Source organism: Sphingobacterium alkalisoli (assembly GCF_005049105.1).
In the GTDB taxonomy this organism is placed as follows: domain Bacteria; phylum Bacteroidota; class Bacteroidia; order Sphingobacteriales; family Sphingobacteriaceae; genus Sphingobacterium; species Sphingobacterium alkalisoli.
This window is the reverse complement of the sequence record NZ_SUKA01000003.1, coordinates 822,138-836,979: the sequence shown is the minus strand read 5'-3', so window position 1 is coordinate 836,979 and position 14,842 is coordinate 822,138. Positions and strand designations below refer to the sequence as shown.

Genomic DNA, 14,842 nt, shown 5'->3' with positions numbered 1-14,842 from the left:
AAATGGACATGGCACAAAACGAACCGTAAAAACGGGGCTGAAATTATTCTAAAATGGCACCTTTTGAACCGTAATAGCCGGCATCAACTGACCGAAATAACTGGCACTAATCGATCCGTAATATCCACCGATAGAGGTTCCCATTCCGACCAACGTCATCCACACGACTGCTATATTCTCTCTGCCTTTCAAGATCGATAGGATAGGCTGAGGGTTTTCATGGAAATAGGAGGCTATAGGAAAAGCCATCAGTGATAGGATCGTGATAATTAGTAAACAAATCCAAAAATGCTGAAAAGGCAAGATAACATTCGTGATTAATGCAAATAGTATGGCAGTAAAGGCACAACCTAAACAAAAAACGGCAAAGTAATTGTCGATCGTCGTGGACATCCCAAAAGTCACGCCGATTGAGGTGAAGAATAACATGATAGATAGTGATAAATGCAGAAGCAATCCTAGCCATTTCTTGCGTATTGATAGTAGATCATAGTTTGTGAGTGATACACTTAACGCCATAGATACAGGAGGGATGAAAAATGACCAATCCCATTTGATCAAGTAGATGAACAGGAGTCCAGATAAAGTGCAACATAACGTAGTAAGTATGATTCTTTTTATATTCATCTGTTATTTTTGTACTCCATACCATAATCAAACCGCGCATTACCATCCTTTTTGTGTCCAGCCTCGGAGGTACATTCGCATCACATTAATCAGACCTAGCAACTAGTTCAATTTCTTTGCAATGAATTCTGATTCGCTGTCTGTTTTCAAAAAGATATAGAATGTCGTCTCCATGATTTGGCTTTGATTGCGGCACAATGCTGTCATTTATTTCTCTTGCTATTGATGGGGAAAATGTAATTTCGCCTAAACAGCTATCATCGCGATAGGTGCTTTTTTCGTCTTGCTCTATTACTTTCAAATAGTTCACAGCGCTATGCGTCAGAACGAGACTTGAAAGTTCCTTTTCGTCAACCCAATCACCATTTGCTTTTTTTCAATACAGTTTCATTTAAATTTATAGTAGTTTATATTGCCAGATTTCCTACTTGTTAATATGCCATCATCGACCCAATTTGTTAGCACTGTAGATATTGAAGAACTTAGTTTCTTTGTTTTTTCAACTCTCTTTTTTTGTGTTAGCAAAGTGGAGATATGTTCGACAGTTGTTTCGATTTCAAATAGTTTTTCCTCTGTAACTAGTTCTTTGATTTTTGTAGTTAGTCCAACCCTAGCCATTCTTTCCGGTGAAAGCGCCAACCGAGGTCCAACAGGATAGGATATCATTGCTTCTTTGAACAATGTGTGAAAGGTCTTTCCTAATACTGAAGCGTATTCGATATATTGGTCTATATCATAGGCTAACCCTTCCTCAACTCTCCAAATGACAGATTTGGTCAACTCAGAAATAAATTCGATGTCATCGAGTGAGTAATTTTCCGATAGTCTTGTTTTTCTTAAATATAAACCTAGAGATTTCCTTATTTCGGGAAATAAGTCTTTTCTTGGCTTTCGCCCTGTGGATTTTAATCCCGTATTTTTAGTCATTAGTATTTGTTTTATTCAAATGACATAAAATGGATTAGGCTTTTTGTTTCTATTTTAGAAACGAAATTTGTCTTTTTAAATTTTGTTTTTATATTTGTATATGAATAAGATAAGATAATTAGAATAAAATATTTGAAATATAGGTATTTCAAGGTCTTGCAGCTCCATTTCTCAGGCCAAGTGGCAAGGCAGCACAAAAATACTCCACACTTTCGTTTAAAAGTCTTACTTTCGTATTACTTCAAACGAGGTGTGAGAGGGCTGCTGTTCACTCGTCGCGACTAAGGCCTGAGAAACTTTTGGAGTTACGGGATGCAGCCCTTTTTCATTCAATTGCATACCGTCTGCGAGACTTGTTAATAAACAAGTCAAATGAAACACGAAAAAAAACAACTGTACCAGAACAAAATCTCGGCCCCCGAATAGTTCGGTAAGGCTCAACTCCATTTACGGAGTTCTCATATCGGTGAATGCCTTGAAGAAATCTGTTAAACCTTTTTATGTACCGCGTCTGGCATCCGATTCTTAATCAATCAATTTATTTACATGTGACCTGAGCTTTAGGCTTGGGTAGAGATGAATAGCGCTATAAAAATCTAGCGAGAGCACGTAGTACGGGTCACATCCTAAAAACCTTTAAAAAATGAATATATTTTTTAAGGGTGGGAGAGGACTGTGCTATTTCAAGCCGCTATCCCATCTTTTCAAATCAAAAAATAACCGAAGCTGCACGCTGTTCAGCTTCGTATTAAGTCTTATATGTGTGTTGTTTAGTGATGTCCAGGCGCAGTCGGGTCGTACCCTCGGAGGAGTGGTACGCTCGGCTGCCGACGGGCAACCGATAGCGAATGCTTCTGTAAGTGTGGATAAACAGCAAGCGCGTACAGACGCAGAAGGTAAGTTTGCCATCTTAGTGAATAAACCCAACGGCACGATAATTATTAAACATATCGGGTTTACCGAGCAAAGCGTTGCATATGATGAGAAGACTACTTCAATAAACATACAGTTAGCGCCTGTCGACAATATATTGGATGAAGCGGTTGTTATCGGCTACGGGATTACTACGAGACGGTTAAATACCGGATCCGTGGGGAAAATATCCGGGGCTGATATCACAAATCAACCCGTCTCCAACCCGCTATCAGCACTTTCCGGAAGGATACCGGGGGTAGTGGTCTCCCAAACCAGTGGCGTACCCGGAAGCCGGGTCAATATCGAAATACAGGGGCGCAATAATCTTAATCCCAATCAATCGGCTGATCCGTTATTTATTATCGATGGCGTTCCCTTCGCAGCCAATAACGATGCCACCAATATGTTGGGCAATACGCCGCTTAGCCCATTTGCCCTGATCAATCCTGCCGATATCGAAAGTATCGAGGTGCTCAAGGATGCCGATGCAACAGCGATTTATGGTTCGCGCGGCGCATACGGTGTGGTGCTCATTACAACAAAAAAAGGAAGCACCGGCAAGACAGTGGTAAAGGCCGGACTACATAGAGGTATAAACCGCGTAACACGACTGGTCGATCTGCTCAATACCGAGCAATATCTAGAAATGCGTCGGGAAGCCTTTTCCAATGATGGGGTGACACCCACGGTCAGTAATGCACCGGATTTGGTATTATGGGATCAACATGCAGAGACGGACTGGCAGAAAGAGCTGATAGGAAAAAGTGCCTCTTCTACCGATGCACAGCTATCCGTATCGGGTGGCAGTGCCCACACGCAGTTTATGATAAACGGGGGGTATGTGAGGGAGAATCTGGTATTTCGGCATACAAAGCCCTATACGCGTGCATCGGCACGCTTCAACCTGAATCATACGTCGGAAAATGAGCGGTTTCAGATCGGGCTCACGGGTGGGTATGGCACCAATAGTACCAAGAATACGGTATCGGACCTCACTAACCTGACGATCGTATTGCCCCCCAATTATCCGCAGAAGCGAGACGGGGAGGGGAATCTGCTTTGGGAATACAATGGGATACCGCTATATTATGGTAATCCGTTTGCGTATACCGAGGAGAAATTTGAGTCAAGGTCAAATGCTTTAACGAGCAACCTTAACCTATCGTATAGCTTGTGGCAGGGGTTGGTCGCTAAGCTTAGTGCAGGCTATAATACGACGGCGACGTTTACAGAGTATCTAGCGCCTAAGATTTCAAAGGATCCACAATATGACGTGGACGGCTCGATGACAACCGGGGATAATAAATACCACAACTGGATCGTCGAACCGCAGTTGGAGTACAATGACAAGTTGCTCGCCGGAAGTCTACAGGTACTGATCGGTACGACTTTTCAACAGACCGTCAATAATCGGGTCAATATCTCTGCGCTCGGTTTTACGGCCGACGAACTGATGGGGTCACTAGGTGCGGCGACCAACTACAACCTATTCAGCAACGAATCTGATTACAGGTATTCGGCGATATTTGGCCGTGTAAACTACAATTTAAAGGACAGGTACATCCTGAATATCTCCGGCCGTCGCGACGGTTCCAGCCGTTTTAGTGCGGGACGGAAGTTTGGTAACTTCGGTGCTATCGGAGGGGCATGGATTTTTTCTGAAGAGCGGGGTATCAAAGACCGGGGTCCTTTTCTCAGCTTCGGAAAGCTACGGGCGAGCTACGGCATAACAGGCTCGGACAAGATAGGTGATTATCAATATATGGAGACCTGGTCGCATGCGAGTACGGCGTACCTGAATGTCAAAGGACTGTATCCTTCCGGATTGGCAAACGCCAATTTCCGTTGGGAATCCAATCGCAAGTTTTCACTGGCGGCGGAACTGGGATTCCTAAAAGACAGAATCCTATTGAATACAACCTATTTTGATAACCGGAGCAGCAATCAGCTGATTTCAACGCCACTGCCACGTATAACAGGTTTTGCGACGATTATCGAGAATTTTCCGGCAACGATACAGAATGCAGGTTGGGAGCTTATGCTGGAGTCCCATAATCTGAAAGGCAAAAACCTGGACTGGTCTACCAATATTAACATGACCATCCCACGGAATAAACTGCTGGCCTTCCCGGATCTGGATCGATCTAACTTCGCACATGTATATATCGTAGGTAAACCACTCAACTTGATTAGGGGATATGTATCCGATGGGGTAAATCCAGAAACGGGAATCTTTACCTATACAGATCTAAACGAGGATGGCGTACTCAATATACAGGACAGGATATATTTAGGTACACTCGATCCAAAATTCTACGGCGGGATACAGAATAGTTTCAGTTACAGGGGGATGGGGTTGGATATTTTTATGGAATACCGCAAGCAAATGGGTAGGAACTACATGTCTACACTATATTCCAATCTTTTTGTCCCCGGCTCGCTGCGCAACGCACCCACTCACGTACTGGATCGCTGGCAATATCCCGGAGACCATACAGATATCCAGAAGTTCAGTGCAACCCGTGGTACCGAGGCAACCATTGCCGGGTTGCAGTTTGCAAACGGCAACAATACAAGGGTTTTTTCAGATGCGTCCTTTATTCGCCTCAAAACCGTTGCGCTAAATTACGCGCTGCCGGGCGAATGGACCTCTCGGTTTGGTGTACAGCGGTTGCAGCTGTACGGCCGTGCGCAAAATTTGTTGACTTGGACTACCTACAAAGGTTCCGATCCGGAAGTGCAGGATGTAAGTGTGCTGCCACCATTAAGAACCTATGTATTTGGTGTAGAAATAACCCTTTAAACGATTATAACCATGAAAAAGATAATATATTTTATAGTCACCGCTCTCGCATTATTGCATGCTACAGCCTGCGAAGGCTTTCTAGAGGTTGATACACCTGTACAGGATATTATGGCGGAGGAGGTGTTTTCCTCCAAGAAAACTGCCGAATCGGCTATTATTGGCATGTACGGAAGGATGACCTCCACGAATAACCATTTGCTCAACGGTTTCATGTCTCTTTACATGGGACTGGCTGCGGATGAGTTTGCCAATACGGCTCCAAATGCAAACTTTGATATTTTCCTGAACAATGCAGTCCTGCCGACTTCAAATCCGGTATTGGCTTCGGCATGGACACCTATCTACAACTATATTTACCATGCCAACGCCATCATGGAGGGATTGGGAAAGAGCAATGCGATCGGCACTGCTGAAAAAGATCTTCTACTGGGGGAGGCCTATTTTGTGCGTGGATTGGCTAATTTTTATCTGGTGAACCTGTTTGGTGAGGCTCCATTAGTTCTACAGACCGATTATGAAAAGAATAGACTACTTGCGAAAGCTTCAGTTGATGAGCTTTATAAGCAAGTTGAGAACGATCTGCTGCTGGCTGAAAAATTAATGAGTGGGAGCTATCCCAACGATACCCGTACCCGCCCCAATATGTATGCAGCAAAGGCGCTGCTTGCGCGGGTGTATCTTTATAGAAAAAATTATCCTGATGCTGCCAGGCTCGCAGCGGAAGTGATCAATAGTCCAGAAGATCATTATCAGTTGGAAGGTGATCTCGAATCCGTATTTCTGTCCGGAAGCCGGGAGGCGATCTGGCAGCTCTATCCGATCATTGTCTCTTATAACAGTGCGGAAGGATTTGCTTTTATACCATCATCCGCAACAGTCAGGCCACCGCATGCAATTTATCCTGGACTGTTGCAAGCATTTGAATCCGGTGACAAGCGTCTAACGCAGTGGGCGCAGACCAGAAGTGTGGCCGGTGTTGCTTATACCTATCCTTTTAAATATAAGATTCGGGCGAATACGACCAAGACGGAGTATAATGTCGTGTTACGTTTGGCTGAACAGTTTCTGATAAGGGCGGAGGCACTCTGGCATCTGGGACAAAATGGTCTGGCGATCAGAGATCTTAATGCATTACGACGTAGAGCAGACGTACCGGAGTATCCCGAAGATATGGACGAGGAAGAAGTAATGGAAGCAATCATAAAAGAACGCCGCACGGAACTATTCGCCGAGTGGGGCCACAGATGGTTCGATCTTAAACGCTGGGAAATCATTGATAGCGAGATGCCAAAAACGAAAGCGGAGTGGACGGGAGATAACCTTTTATTGCCGATCCCGGAATCGGAACTGTTGCGTAATCCCTCCCTTATCAATAACTAAACGATATGAAATACCCATGTAGCACAGGCTTTACGAACACGAATGGATGTTATTATTTCATGAGCTCATAAATGCCATTGAAAACCCACATAATGAATAACCGAGCTTGCGAGCTCACGAAGTAATTATTTACAAATGAAATACTCATGTTTCCGAAAACACAAACACACATGAGTATTCCATATGACCATTGAAAATCAAAATGCGAAGCATTCATGAATTCCATTGAAAACAAACACAAATGAATAATTATACACATATGAAATATAGATGGATTATAATACTGATCATGCTATGCGTTTCTTTGTCTAAAGAAAGCTGGGCACAGCAGGATAAAAGATATTATCAAGTAGGGGATACCTTGGACCTGATGCTCGACCAGGTGCAAAATCATAGTGAATCTACAATACGCATCCCTGCCGAGGGGAAGAAGCTTACGCTGATTGAAATCTGGGGAGTCGCATGTAAGGCCTGTATAGAAGCTATGCCGCGCCATCAGCGTATGCAACATAGATACAACAAGGATATACAAGTGGTTTTGCTCTGCGCAGATAGTTTACGACAACTAAATAATGCTAAGAAGCGTATTGATAATATACGCGATGTACAGCTACCCATAATAACAGCAGAAAGTGGACTGCATAAGAAATTTCAGTACCGTATGTACGGCACTTTTGTTTGGGTAGACGCATTGGGTGTAATCCGTCATATCACACAGGGTACGCATAAGGCGCGTGGCAGCATCGATAGGTTTATTGCAGGGGATGAACTCTCTTTTCCTGAAAAGACGGAGCTTAAGCTTGATGCCGAACGGCCAGTGCGGGATAATATCAGGGATTATCTGCTGGATAAGGAGACGATTTCCCTGTTTATGGCCGAGAAGGATCCCACTTATTATTTTGCCGGAGGTATACGTCGCAGCACGGATACGAAGACAGGCAATATTATTCGTCTGTATTCATACGATACCGATGTCGTCGGTGTGATGAAATATGTTTTTCAGATGCCCCTGCTCCATAAAGATCAGGTTGTATTTGAAGTGGGAAACCGACGCGATGTGATTCCGGATTATCCGGGTGTAGGAGATAATAGATTCGTGTTTGATCTAAATGTTCACCGGAATGCACCCTCGGAGAAAACGATGCAGTATCTGCAACAAGAGGTGGAATGGCGTTTTCAAGTAAAGGCGGGGATAGTGAAGCGAGATACCCGATGTTTGGTGTTAACGCGTTTCAAAGATGTTGATCTAGCGGGTAAGTCAGCGGAGCTAATCAATAAGTTGGATATGAACTATCATCTTCAGATGCGGAATGTGCCATGGCGTCTCTTCGTACTAAATATGCAAAGGGGAACATATGCTGTCGAGCCGCCGCCACTTCCCATTATAGACGAGACAGGTGTTTCAGGAGATATGAAAGTGGATCTTTCGTTTTACCTTCGGTATGATGATCTAGATCTGATGAATCGATCGCTTGAACCGTTTGGACTCCGGATGGAGGAAACTGTGAGAAACCTGGATGTGTTGTTGGTAAAAGACCGTAACAATGAAAAAGGGGCGATATAGCCCCTTTTCCACAGTCCAAAAATATGAGATTAAGACTGGGGTAATCCTAATGTTGCAGCCGGACTACCGATTGCTTCCGGCTTGACACCCGCTTCTGGATTGTTTTCGTCAATCAGCTGCTGAGGCGTGTATCCGCTTTGACAGCCAGGCTCATTTTGAACGCAGCCACCTGCTTCCGCTTCCTGATTATCGGGCGTATTGGCGCCCTCGTAGTCTGATGTAACGTCATTAAACCAGTGCAGTTCATCCTGTACAGTGACTGTTACTTTGTTCTCTTCTATTGCATCGCTTGTCAATGCATGTACACTTACTGTAGCAGCTGTACCTATTACGAATAGGGCAGCTACTCCTTTAATGATTGTTTTAATTTTTCTGTTCATGACAGTTTTTTTTAAAGTGATGTATGTTGTATAAATTTGATTTTGTATTGCGGTTCGTCGGCTGGTGCAGCCTCAGGGTTGCAGATTGTCTCAATCTACCGGCCTACCCGGAAATACGGCAAATTTTCTTTTATAGATCTTTCTTTTCATGTTTACATTAGTTTTAGTGAAACTTAAAAGCGTACGATACAAATGTATAAAGGCTTACATATGAAAGTTTTAACCATTTGTTGGGAATGTATTAACCATTTGTTGGAAATTTAGATGCGTTGTCATCTCTGAATTCGGCAGGCGTTATGCCTGTTTCCTTCTTAAAGAATCGACAAAAAGATTGCACGTTTACGAATCCGCATGCGTCAGACGTATATTGTATTGTCTTTTGAGCGGTTAACAGCGCTTTTGCTTTTTTGCTCACCAGCACATTTTGATATTGCTTGAGTGATTGACCGGTCTCGGCTTTGAAAATAAATTGCAAATGGTTGCGACTGATGTTTAACATGCTGGGTAGCACATCCAGTTTATATTGTATGCCATATGCTTCGGTATTAATCTCGATGAGCAACTTGGCAGATGCGGCAATTGCCGCGGCATGGCTACCGGGATCGTATTCCTGTCTGATCTCTTCTAGGGATAGTTTAACCAGTTCCTTCATGGTTAGGATGATAAAAATCTGGCTATCCAGATCACCCTTTTTCAGTCCGGCACATAGTACCTGTATATAGATCTCTGTTTCTGTGCCTACGTGGAAATCCACCGTCACGATTGGTTCGGATGCCGCGCTGCGATGTGCATCCAATAAGGGTTTCAGAAAATCAAAGGTTTCGTCGGCGCCATCATCGAATATGCCGATGCTGAAATAGAAATCGAACAATTGATACCGGCCCGCCGAAAGATGTAACGAATAATCACCCGGTGGTAAGTAGACATACCGTGCCCGGCGTTCGCCGAGCGCCATAATGTGCTTGCCTTCGTTATCGGTAAGGTGCAACCTACCTCGCGCACGCATCGCGTAGATGGCATAGACATCCCGCTGTTTTACCTGTACTGGGACGACAATATCTCTGTCTATCACCCAGTCGAAATGTTGCAGGTAGCCCAGATACCCTTTGAAATCCTGTTCAATACTGCTGCATGAGCCCGTTCTTCGGTAAATAATCTCACCATCCTGGATCTTCAGCGATGGGGTTAGTTTTTTGATCTCGGACTGTCGCAACGCCCGGCCGAAGATCGATTCTGTTTTAAATAAAGCGCTTTTTCGCATAATCATTGGTTTTAATGGGGTTAGTCCTCCTTTCCTTGTATTGAGTACAATCAATCAGGTGGTGCTTGTAACACGTTTCGGATTGTCCTCAAGCGGGGTTCGTTTATATGTGGTCGTTGTGTGTTTATAAGGGTAGTACCAGGCGCACAGGTTGTACCAGATCATTAGCGCCGCGAAGTGGTACAGGCCGATAAATAATCCGATGCCCATGTGCAAGGCAATAGTGGTATACAAAATAAAATGTCGGTATCGCTTCCCAAGCCAGGCGATGGGATGCAACAACTCGATTAGTACAGTAAGTAAGCCAGCAACCATCCACAGGTAAGGCCATGAACCCATAAAAGTAGGAGCAGAAAGGAGTTCGCCGCTAAAGGGCTGATGGATGGCTTTCCAGATACCGGTGCCGTTCCACCAGCTCTCGCCAAATAATTTGCCCAAGCCTCCGAAAAAATAGACGACGACCAACTGGCATTGCAACAGCCGGATACCCATAAGCGACCAGCGATGGTGCGCTGCAGTTTTATCGCTACCGGGGTAAAACAGAACGCTGATAAACAGGCCGGTCTGTGCCAGGTAATCGACGCCATAAGACCAGCTGGTCTCACTGAGAAAAAAGGCCTGATGGATAAACAGCAGTACGAAGGCGCTCGCGCGTACCGTCGGCGGCCAACAGAGCAGTAAACAAAGTGTAATGTATAGCAACGCGATAAGTTGTACGCTGAGTTGGGGAAAATGAAACAGGACCTCGGAAAGGCTCCAACCTACGCCGGTACGCCAATGTGCAGCTATCGCTGCATCGATGACAGCATCTGCGCCATAATAATAGGGCAGGTCAGGCCATATCCGCATCATTTCCACGGCGAGTAACAGGCCGATGCCAATGGGTAGGTATTGTAGGCCGCGAAGAAGCATCGTCGTGTGATTCTTCGTGTGCTTCATCATAAATGGTTTTTGTCTTAAAAAGTAATACATGTGTAGGTTTTACGTTAGCATCGCTCGATCCCATAGGTGGTATGCCCATTGCCAGATAGCTGCAGGTAATGTGAAGGCCAGGATGGCGTGCGGCCATGTGCTGGCAGATGGATACGCCTAATGCCTTGGCGAGGGGCTGTACCTGGCTATCTTCATGAGGGGCGACTTGTAACAGCCACCCACCGGCTACTTCCAGAAGGCTGCGGTATCGGATTCGACTGGCATGGCTGCGCAAGCCAGGGTCGGAGAGTATGCTTTTCTGATGTGTAGCGGAATCTTCCAGTACAAATAGGCTGTGGTAGCTACTACCCACTTCGGGTCCATAAAAGCAATAGCTTCCATGGAGACCGGCCAGTTGGGCGAAGTAACGTACAGGCGGTAGCTTTCGATACTGCGACAGTACGTCATGGTATAGCATAGGGGATTCATCCGGCTTGGCACCGGTACCGAGCAGTACGATGTTGTGCAGGATACTGGTGCTAAGATGCCAGATAAAATAAAGGATGCCTATGGTGTAAGACCAGCGCATACCTTATTGCGCGTTGCGGGCCAGATACTCAATTAGTGGCGCATCGTGCCATCGGTCGTCTGGTTCTTGTGGGTACAAAAGCCGTGTCGATACGCCTTCGAGATCGTCGGGATCTGCGTCTGCCAGCTCGATAATTTTAGCGTTCTCGAAATGAGAAGTCGTCTGTGCCGTTTCTTTTTGGGCACCGAGGATTGCAAGGGTAAGCAGTGCAATTCCTGCAATAGTAATTTGAGTTGTCTTCATAACATTTTTTGTATTTATTCGCTTAAATTCTTTGTTTTTTTAATTTATTTTGAAGAAAGTGACGGGAAACATGCGGATTTGGTATTTTTTTTTATAACTTGAAAGTTTATTAACCAATAAGGAGTATTGATGATGCGTTACTTAGCTATTGTTGTGGATGATGAACCTTATGCGGCCAGCAATCTTGCCCATAAGCTCGACCTTACGGGTAAAGTACAGGTGGTGGAGAAGTTCGATGCTGCCTTGGACGCCATTGACTACCTCGATGCCACCGAACAGCGGATTCATTTTGTGTTCTGCGACATTGTAATGGAGGGTATGCGGGGTACAGACGCCGTCAGATTATTCCGTGAACGTGCTGACTGCGTCATACTTTATACGGGCAAACCCGAATATTCGTTGGATGGAGAAAGTCACTTGGCGGATGCAAAATTGCCTAAATCTGTCACACAGGCTGAACTGAATGAGACGATTGAAAATTTGATCAATCCACGAAATCCCAAAGCCCCGGTGCGGATTCCTACTTATATAAATATAAAAGCTATGCCCACTACAAAAGAAGACATAGACCATACCGATAGGGACATTCGCATCGCCATCGCCGATTTGGTCTATGTCCAGCGTAAGGGCAACTATGTGCATGTCTATACGTTAAATCAACAAGGTCAGATCGTCTTGACCGGCCGACTGAAAACGAGCATTGCGGCCCTGTATCGCGAATATGAATCCACGAACCTGTTTTTGTACGTCAATGCCAGTCAGCTTGTCCATGTCAAGTTTATCATGGACCACTTAAAAGATGGTGTCACCGTCCCTGGCTGGGCGTTTAGCATCTCGGCCAAAGGCATGCCCTATTATCGGCGTTATTTAAAACGGAAAGGGCTGGATGGATAGCGTACCCATAAAAAATCTAGCTAGCTTAAGGAAGTTAAAGGTAGCGCTCGCAGTGGGTGGGTTGCTGTTGCTTTGGCTATATCTTTATCAAATTGTACCGCATGCTTTTCAGGGGGCGAAGGAGTTTTTTACACTTCTTGCCTTTCACGTCGGGATCTTTGTGAGTTCGCGTTGGTTCATGGCTCCCCAGCTGCAGCAACGCAAGGCTCGCCTGACGTGGTGGTTTATCGTCTATGCACTACAATTGATGGTGTTTACGATCGCCATCATCGCCTTCAGCTTTTGGCAGGGGGCACTAAAGTTTACCGGGCTAAAAAGTTTCTACATCAGCAACTTTTACCACATAACGTTTACATTTTTGATTCCGAGTGTATTGGGACTGACCCACTTTTTTCTACGCAGCGCTTTTAACAGGCAGAAGAAGCGTGAAGCTTCCCAGAAGCGAGAGGAACAACTGGAAGCGGAACGCGCGAGAGAGCATGAAGCCTCAATGGAACTGGAGAAGCAGCTACGCGACGCACTTTTTAAATGGAATCAGCAGCGCTTAATGCCACATCTTGTATTTAATACGTTGACGACTATTGAGGAACTAAATCGTATACAGCACCCCGAAGCGAGCAAGGCGATCGAAATATTAGGTACCATATCGCGTTTTTATATGACGCTTGAAAATCAGCTGTTCGTCTCCTTGACGGATGAACTCGAACAGGTCGACCGTCTACTGCAGATCTATATTATCCGCAAAAGTAAAGCGATTTATATCGAGCAACACATCGATCGGTCTACGCCAGCCCGCAGGATCCCGGCGCTGCTCATCTTTAATCTATTGGAAAATACCTGCCAGTACGGCATCATTACACAGCAGGCAAAGCCTGCAAGCTTGACCATAAAGCCATGGAACGATCATGGGGTACATATTGTTGTTTTTAACCATATGGCGGCGCGGCCTTTACCGGAGGTGAAGCAAGGACACGGTCAGCTAGAGCATATGGAAAAAACGCTGAAGCTACTTCATCCCGAAAATCAGATCCATATTATCATCGACAGCAATACGTTTACCGTTGAATTATTTTTGCATGGAGAAGACGCGTAGCTAAATTTTAGTAAATTAGGATTTTATAAACCAACTATCTATGGAGGATTTCCGTAATGTAGCGTATCGAACTTGGTCGTTTTTGCGTTGCGCTAACCAATATTAGGGAGCTTCTGTGCTTGTACTTGGATGGTCCTAAATCAAAGACCATGATTAAATCTCTCTTAATTTTAATTGAGCATGTCGAACAGTGCCATGCTGTTTTGACCAAAATGTATAACTCCTTAGAAGTTCCTGCAGAACTTAATCGTACGCTGCCTGCTGTCATCCCCCCACAGAGCTCTTCTGCACGCGAAATATCATTTACCGATGTTGAAGAAGGGGTTGTATTACTTACCATAGATGATGCCTGTGCGAGGTTGGGCATTGTGCGGGCCACACTGTTCAACTTACGGCAGGAAGGGAAAATTACCACCGTGAAGAAGGGAAGATCTGTGCGCTTCCGTGAGAATGAAGTCGAAAATATGCGAAACTGGTACAGTATCCCGAAGGGAAAGGTGTAAAAGTTTAATTTTTTGAAATTTTTCTAGAAATAGAAGAGGGTTTGGGTGTTTATTTTGTTTTTTTGGATAAAAATGCTGAAATTTTATACATTTACTAATGTAAAATTAACCTGGTGGCTGGTGGATTTGAAAAAAATAGATAAATTAACCCTTACTCTCTTTGTTTCGGACGACAAAATGGCCTTTGAGTTGGTTTATAAGTCTTATTCCGCATCGATATTTAAACGCCTCTTATATCTATTGAAGGATGAAGATGAGGCGGAGGAGATGTTACAGAATGTTTTTATTAGAGTTTGGACGAATCGATCGTCTATCGATGTGGAAAAGAACTTCCATAACTACCTGCTTCGCATCGCAGATTCAATGGCCATAGACCTTATCCGTCGAAATGTCCGGAACCAGCTTGTATATGACAGTATACTGATACAGGGTGTCCATCAACATGATTCCGTAGAAGATACTTACCTACAAAAAGAGGAATGGGCCATTTTAGAAAATGCTATTGATCAGTTGCCTCCCCAACGTAAATTGATTTTTACCTTGTGCAAATTAGAAGGTAAATCGTATGGAGAGGTGAGCAAATTGCTAAATATCTCACCGGCGACGATCAGTAATCACCTTGTTTTAGCGATGAAACAGATTCGAATATTTACTTCCCGTTATGAAAAGGGGCTGAAAATGGTGTTATTATTATTTTTTTAGAAAAAATGTAATTTTTTCACATTTCCATTAGTGAGTTTTTCGCTTT

The 14,842-nt window shown here is 44.4% G+C and carries 14 protein-coding genes; 7 read left to right on the top strand and 7 right to left on the bottom strand.

Going from position 1 to position 14,842, the window contains the following annotated elements:
- Positions 1 to 48: 48 nt before the first annotated feature.
- Complete coding sequence (locus FAZ19_RS13235) at positions 49 to 627, bottom strand: hypothetical protein (protein WP_136821177.1); 579 nt, start codon at positions 625 to 627, stop codon at positions 49 to 51.
- Positions 628 to 1,014: 387 nt separating this feature from the next.
- Positions 1,015 to 1,554: a hypothetical protein gene (locus tag FAZ19_RS13230; protein ID WP_136821176.1), complete on the bottom strand. Its 540-nt coding sequence runs from the start codon at positions 1,552 to 1,554 to the stop codon at positions 1,015 to 1,017.
- 643 nt (positions 1,555 to 2,197) lie between these two features.
- On the opposite strand from FAZ19_RS13230, the gene FAZ19_RS13225 reads away from it, so the two are divergent.
- The 3 genes from FAZ19_RS13225 to FAZ19_RS13215 all read left to right on the top strand — a co-directional run bounded on the left by FAZ19_RS13225 (position 2,198) and on the right by FAZ19_RS13215 (position 8,219).
- Positions 2,198 to 5,272: a SusC/RagA family TonB-linked outer membrane protein gene (locus FAZ19_RS13225; RefSeq protein ID WP_136821175.1), complete on the top strand. Its 3,075-nt coding sequence runs from the start codon at positions 2,198 to 2,200 to the stop codon at positions 5,270 to 5,272.
- Positions 5,273 to 5,284: 12 nt separating this feature from the next.
- The gene (locus FAZ19_RS13220; protein WP_136821174.1) at positions 5,285 to 6,655 is read left to right on the top strand and encodes a RagB/SusD family nutrient uptake outer membrane protein; all 1,371 of its coding nucleotides are present in this window, start codon (positions 5,285 to 5,287) and stop codon (positions 6,653 to 6,655) included.
- 259 nt (positions 6,656 to 6,914) lie between these two features.
- Positions 6,915 to 8,219 carry a DUF3738 domain-containing protein gene (locus FAZ19_RS13215; protein ID WP_169305654.1) on the top strand — a complete coding sequence of 435 codons (1,305 nt, stop codon included), beginning with the start codon at positions 6,915 to 6,917 and terminating at the stop codon, positions 8,217 to 8,219.
- A gap of 29 nt (positions 8,220 to 8,248) precedes the next feature.
- Here FAZ19_RS13215 and FAZ19_RS13210 read toward each other — a convergent pair whose 3' ends face one another.
- From FAZ19_RS13210 to FAZ19_RS13190, 5 genes are all read right to left on the bottom strand, one after another.
- Entirely contained in the window at positions 8,249 to 8,599 is a 351-nt protein-coding gene (locus FAZ19_RS13210) for a hypothetical protein (RefSeq protein WP_136821172.1), read from the bottom strand.
- Between the two features lie 241 nt (positions 8,600 to 8,840).
- Positions 8,841 to 9,860 (bottom strand): helix-turn-helix domain-containing protein, encoded by a 1,020-nt coding sequence (locus FAZ19_RS13205; protein WP_169305653.1) that lies wholly within the window; start codon positions 9,858 to 9,860, stop codon positions 8,841 to 8,843.
- A gap of 54 nt (positions 9,861 to 9,914) precedes the next feature.
- Positions 9,915 to 10,802: a hypothetical protein gene (locus tag FAZ19_RS13200; RefSeq protein WP_136821170.1), complete on the bottom strand. Its 888-nt coding sequence runs from the start codon at positions 10,800 to 10,802 to the stop codon at positions 9,915 to 9,917.
- The gene (locus tag FAZ19_RS13195) at positions 10,693 to 11,361 is read right to left on the bottom strand and encodes a hypothetical protein (protein WP_136821169.1); all 669 of its coding nucleotides are present in this window, start codon (positions 11,359 to 11,361) and stop codon (positions 10,693 to 10,695) included. The genes FAZ19_RS13200 and FAZ19_RS13195 overlap by 110 nt, the downstream gene beginning before the upstream one ends.
- A gap of 3 nt (positions 11,362 to 11,364) precedes the next feature.
- The gene (locus tag FAZ19_RS13190; protein ID WP_136821168.1) at positions 11,365 to 11,604 is read right to left on the bottom strand and encodes a hypothetical protein; all 240 of its coding nucleotides are present in this window, start codon (positions 11,602 to 11,604) and stop codon (positions 11,365 to 11,367) included.
- 129 nt (positions 11,605 to 11,733) lie between these two features.
- Here FAZ19_RS13190 and FAZ19_RS13185 point away from each other — a divergent pair, with 129 nt between their 5' ends.
- The 4 genes from FAZ19_RS13185 (at position 11,734) to FAZ19_RS13170 (ending at position 14,796) form a co-directional block, all read left to right on the top strand.
- The gene (locus FAZ19_RS13185; protein ID WP_136821167.1) at positions 11,734 to 12,498 is read left to right on the top strand and encodes a LytR/AlgR family response regulator transcription factor; all 765 of its coding nucleotides are present in this window, start codon (positions 11,734 to 11,736) and stop codon (positions 12,496 to 12,498) included.
- Complete coding sequence (locus tag FAZ19_RS13180; RefSeq protein ID WP_136821166.1) at positions 12,491 to 13,591, top strand: histidine kinase; 1,101 nt, start codon at positions 12,491 to 12,493, stop codon at positions 13,589 to 13,591. Before FAZ19_RS13185 ends, FAZ19_RS13180 begins: the two co-directional genes overlap by 8 nt.
- A gap of 149 nt (positions 13,592 to 13,740) precedes the next feature.
- Positions 13,741 to 14,094, top strand: coding sequence for a helix-turn-helix domain-containing protein (locus FAZ19_RS13175; protein ID WP_136821165.1), 354 nt, complete (start codon positions 13,741 to 13,743; stop codon positions 14,092 to 14,094).
- Between the two features lie 72 nt (positions 14,095 to 14,166).
- A complete protein-coding gene (locus FAZ19_RS13170) occupies positions 14,167 to 14,796 on the top strand; it encodes an RNA polymerase sigma factor (protein WP_229707446.1) in 630 nt (209 codons plus the stop codon).
- The last annotated feature ends 46 nt before the right edge of the window (positions 14,797 to 14,842 follow it).

Excerpts from the sequence above, each read along its gene's own strand:
- FAZ19_RS13215 (WP_169305654.1), top strand. The coding sequence starts at position 6,915 with ATGAAATATAGATGGATTATAATACTGATCATGCTATGCGTTTCTTTG.
- FAZ19_RS13230 (WP_136821176.1), bottom strand. The coding sequence starts at position 1,554 with ATGACTAAAAATACGGGATTAAAATCCACAGGGCGAAAGCCAAGAAAA.
- FAZ19_RS13205 (WP_169305653.1), bottom strand. The coding sequence starts at position 9,860 with ATGCGAAAAAGCGCTTTATTTAAAACAGAATCGATCTTCGGCCGGGCG.
- FAZ19_RS13175 (WP_136821165.1), top strand. The coding sequence starts at position 13,741 with ATGATTAAATCTCTCTTAATTTTAATTGAGCATGTCGAACAGTGCCAT.
- FAZ19_RS13210 (WP_136821172.1), bottom strand. The coding sequence starts at position 8,599 with ATGAACAGAAAAATTAAAACAATCATTAAAGGAGTAGCTGCCCTATTC.
- FAZ19_RS13185 (WP_136821167.1), top strand. The coding sequence starts at position 11,734 with ATGATGCGTTACTTAGCTATTGTTGTGGATGATGAACCTTATGCGGCC.
- FAZ19_RS13180 (WP_136821166.1), top strand. The coding sequence starts at position 12,491 with ATGGATAGCGTACCCATAAAAAATCTAGCTAGCTTAAGGAAGTTAAAG.
- FAZ19_RS13170 (WP_229707446.1), top strand. The coding sequence starts at position 14,167 with ATGCTGAAATTTTATACATTTACTAATGTAAAATTAACCTGGTGGCTG.
- FAZ19_RS13220 (WP_136821174.1), top strand. The coding sequence starts at position 5,285 with ATGAAAAAGATAATATATTTTATAGTCACCGCTCTCGCATTATTGCAT.
- FAZ19_RS13190 (WP_136821168.1), bottom strand. The coding sequence starts at position 11,604 with ATGAAGACAACTCAAATTACTATTGCAGGAATTGCACTGCTTACCCTT.
- FAZ19_RS13235 (WP_136821177.1), bottom strand. The coding sequence starts at position 627 with ATGAATATAAAAAGAATCATACTTACTACGTTATGTTGCACTTTATCT.
- FAZ19_RS13195 (WP_136821169.1), bottom strand. The coding sequence starts at position 11,361 with ATGCGCTGGTCTTACACCATAGGCATCCTTTATTTTATCTGGCATCTT.
- FAZ19_RS13200 (WP_136821170.1), bottom strand. The coding sequence starts at position 10,802 with ATGATGAAGCACACGAAGAATCACACGACGATGCTTCTTCGCGGCCTA.
- FAZ19_RS13225 (WP_136821175.1), top strand. The coding sequence starts at position 2,198 with ATGAATATATTTTTTAAGGGTGGGAGAGGACTGTGCTATTTCAAGCCG.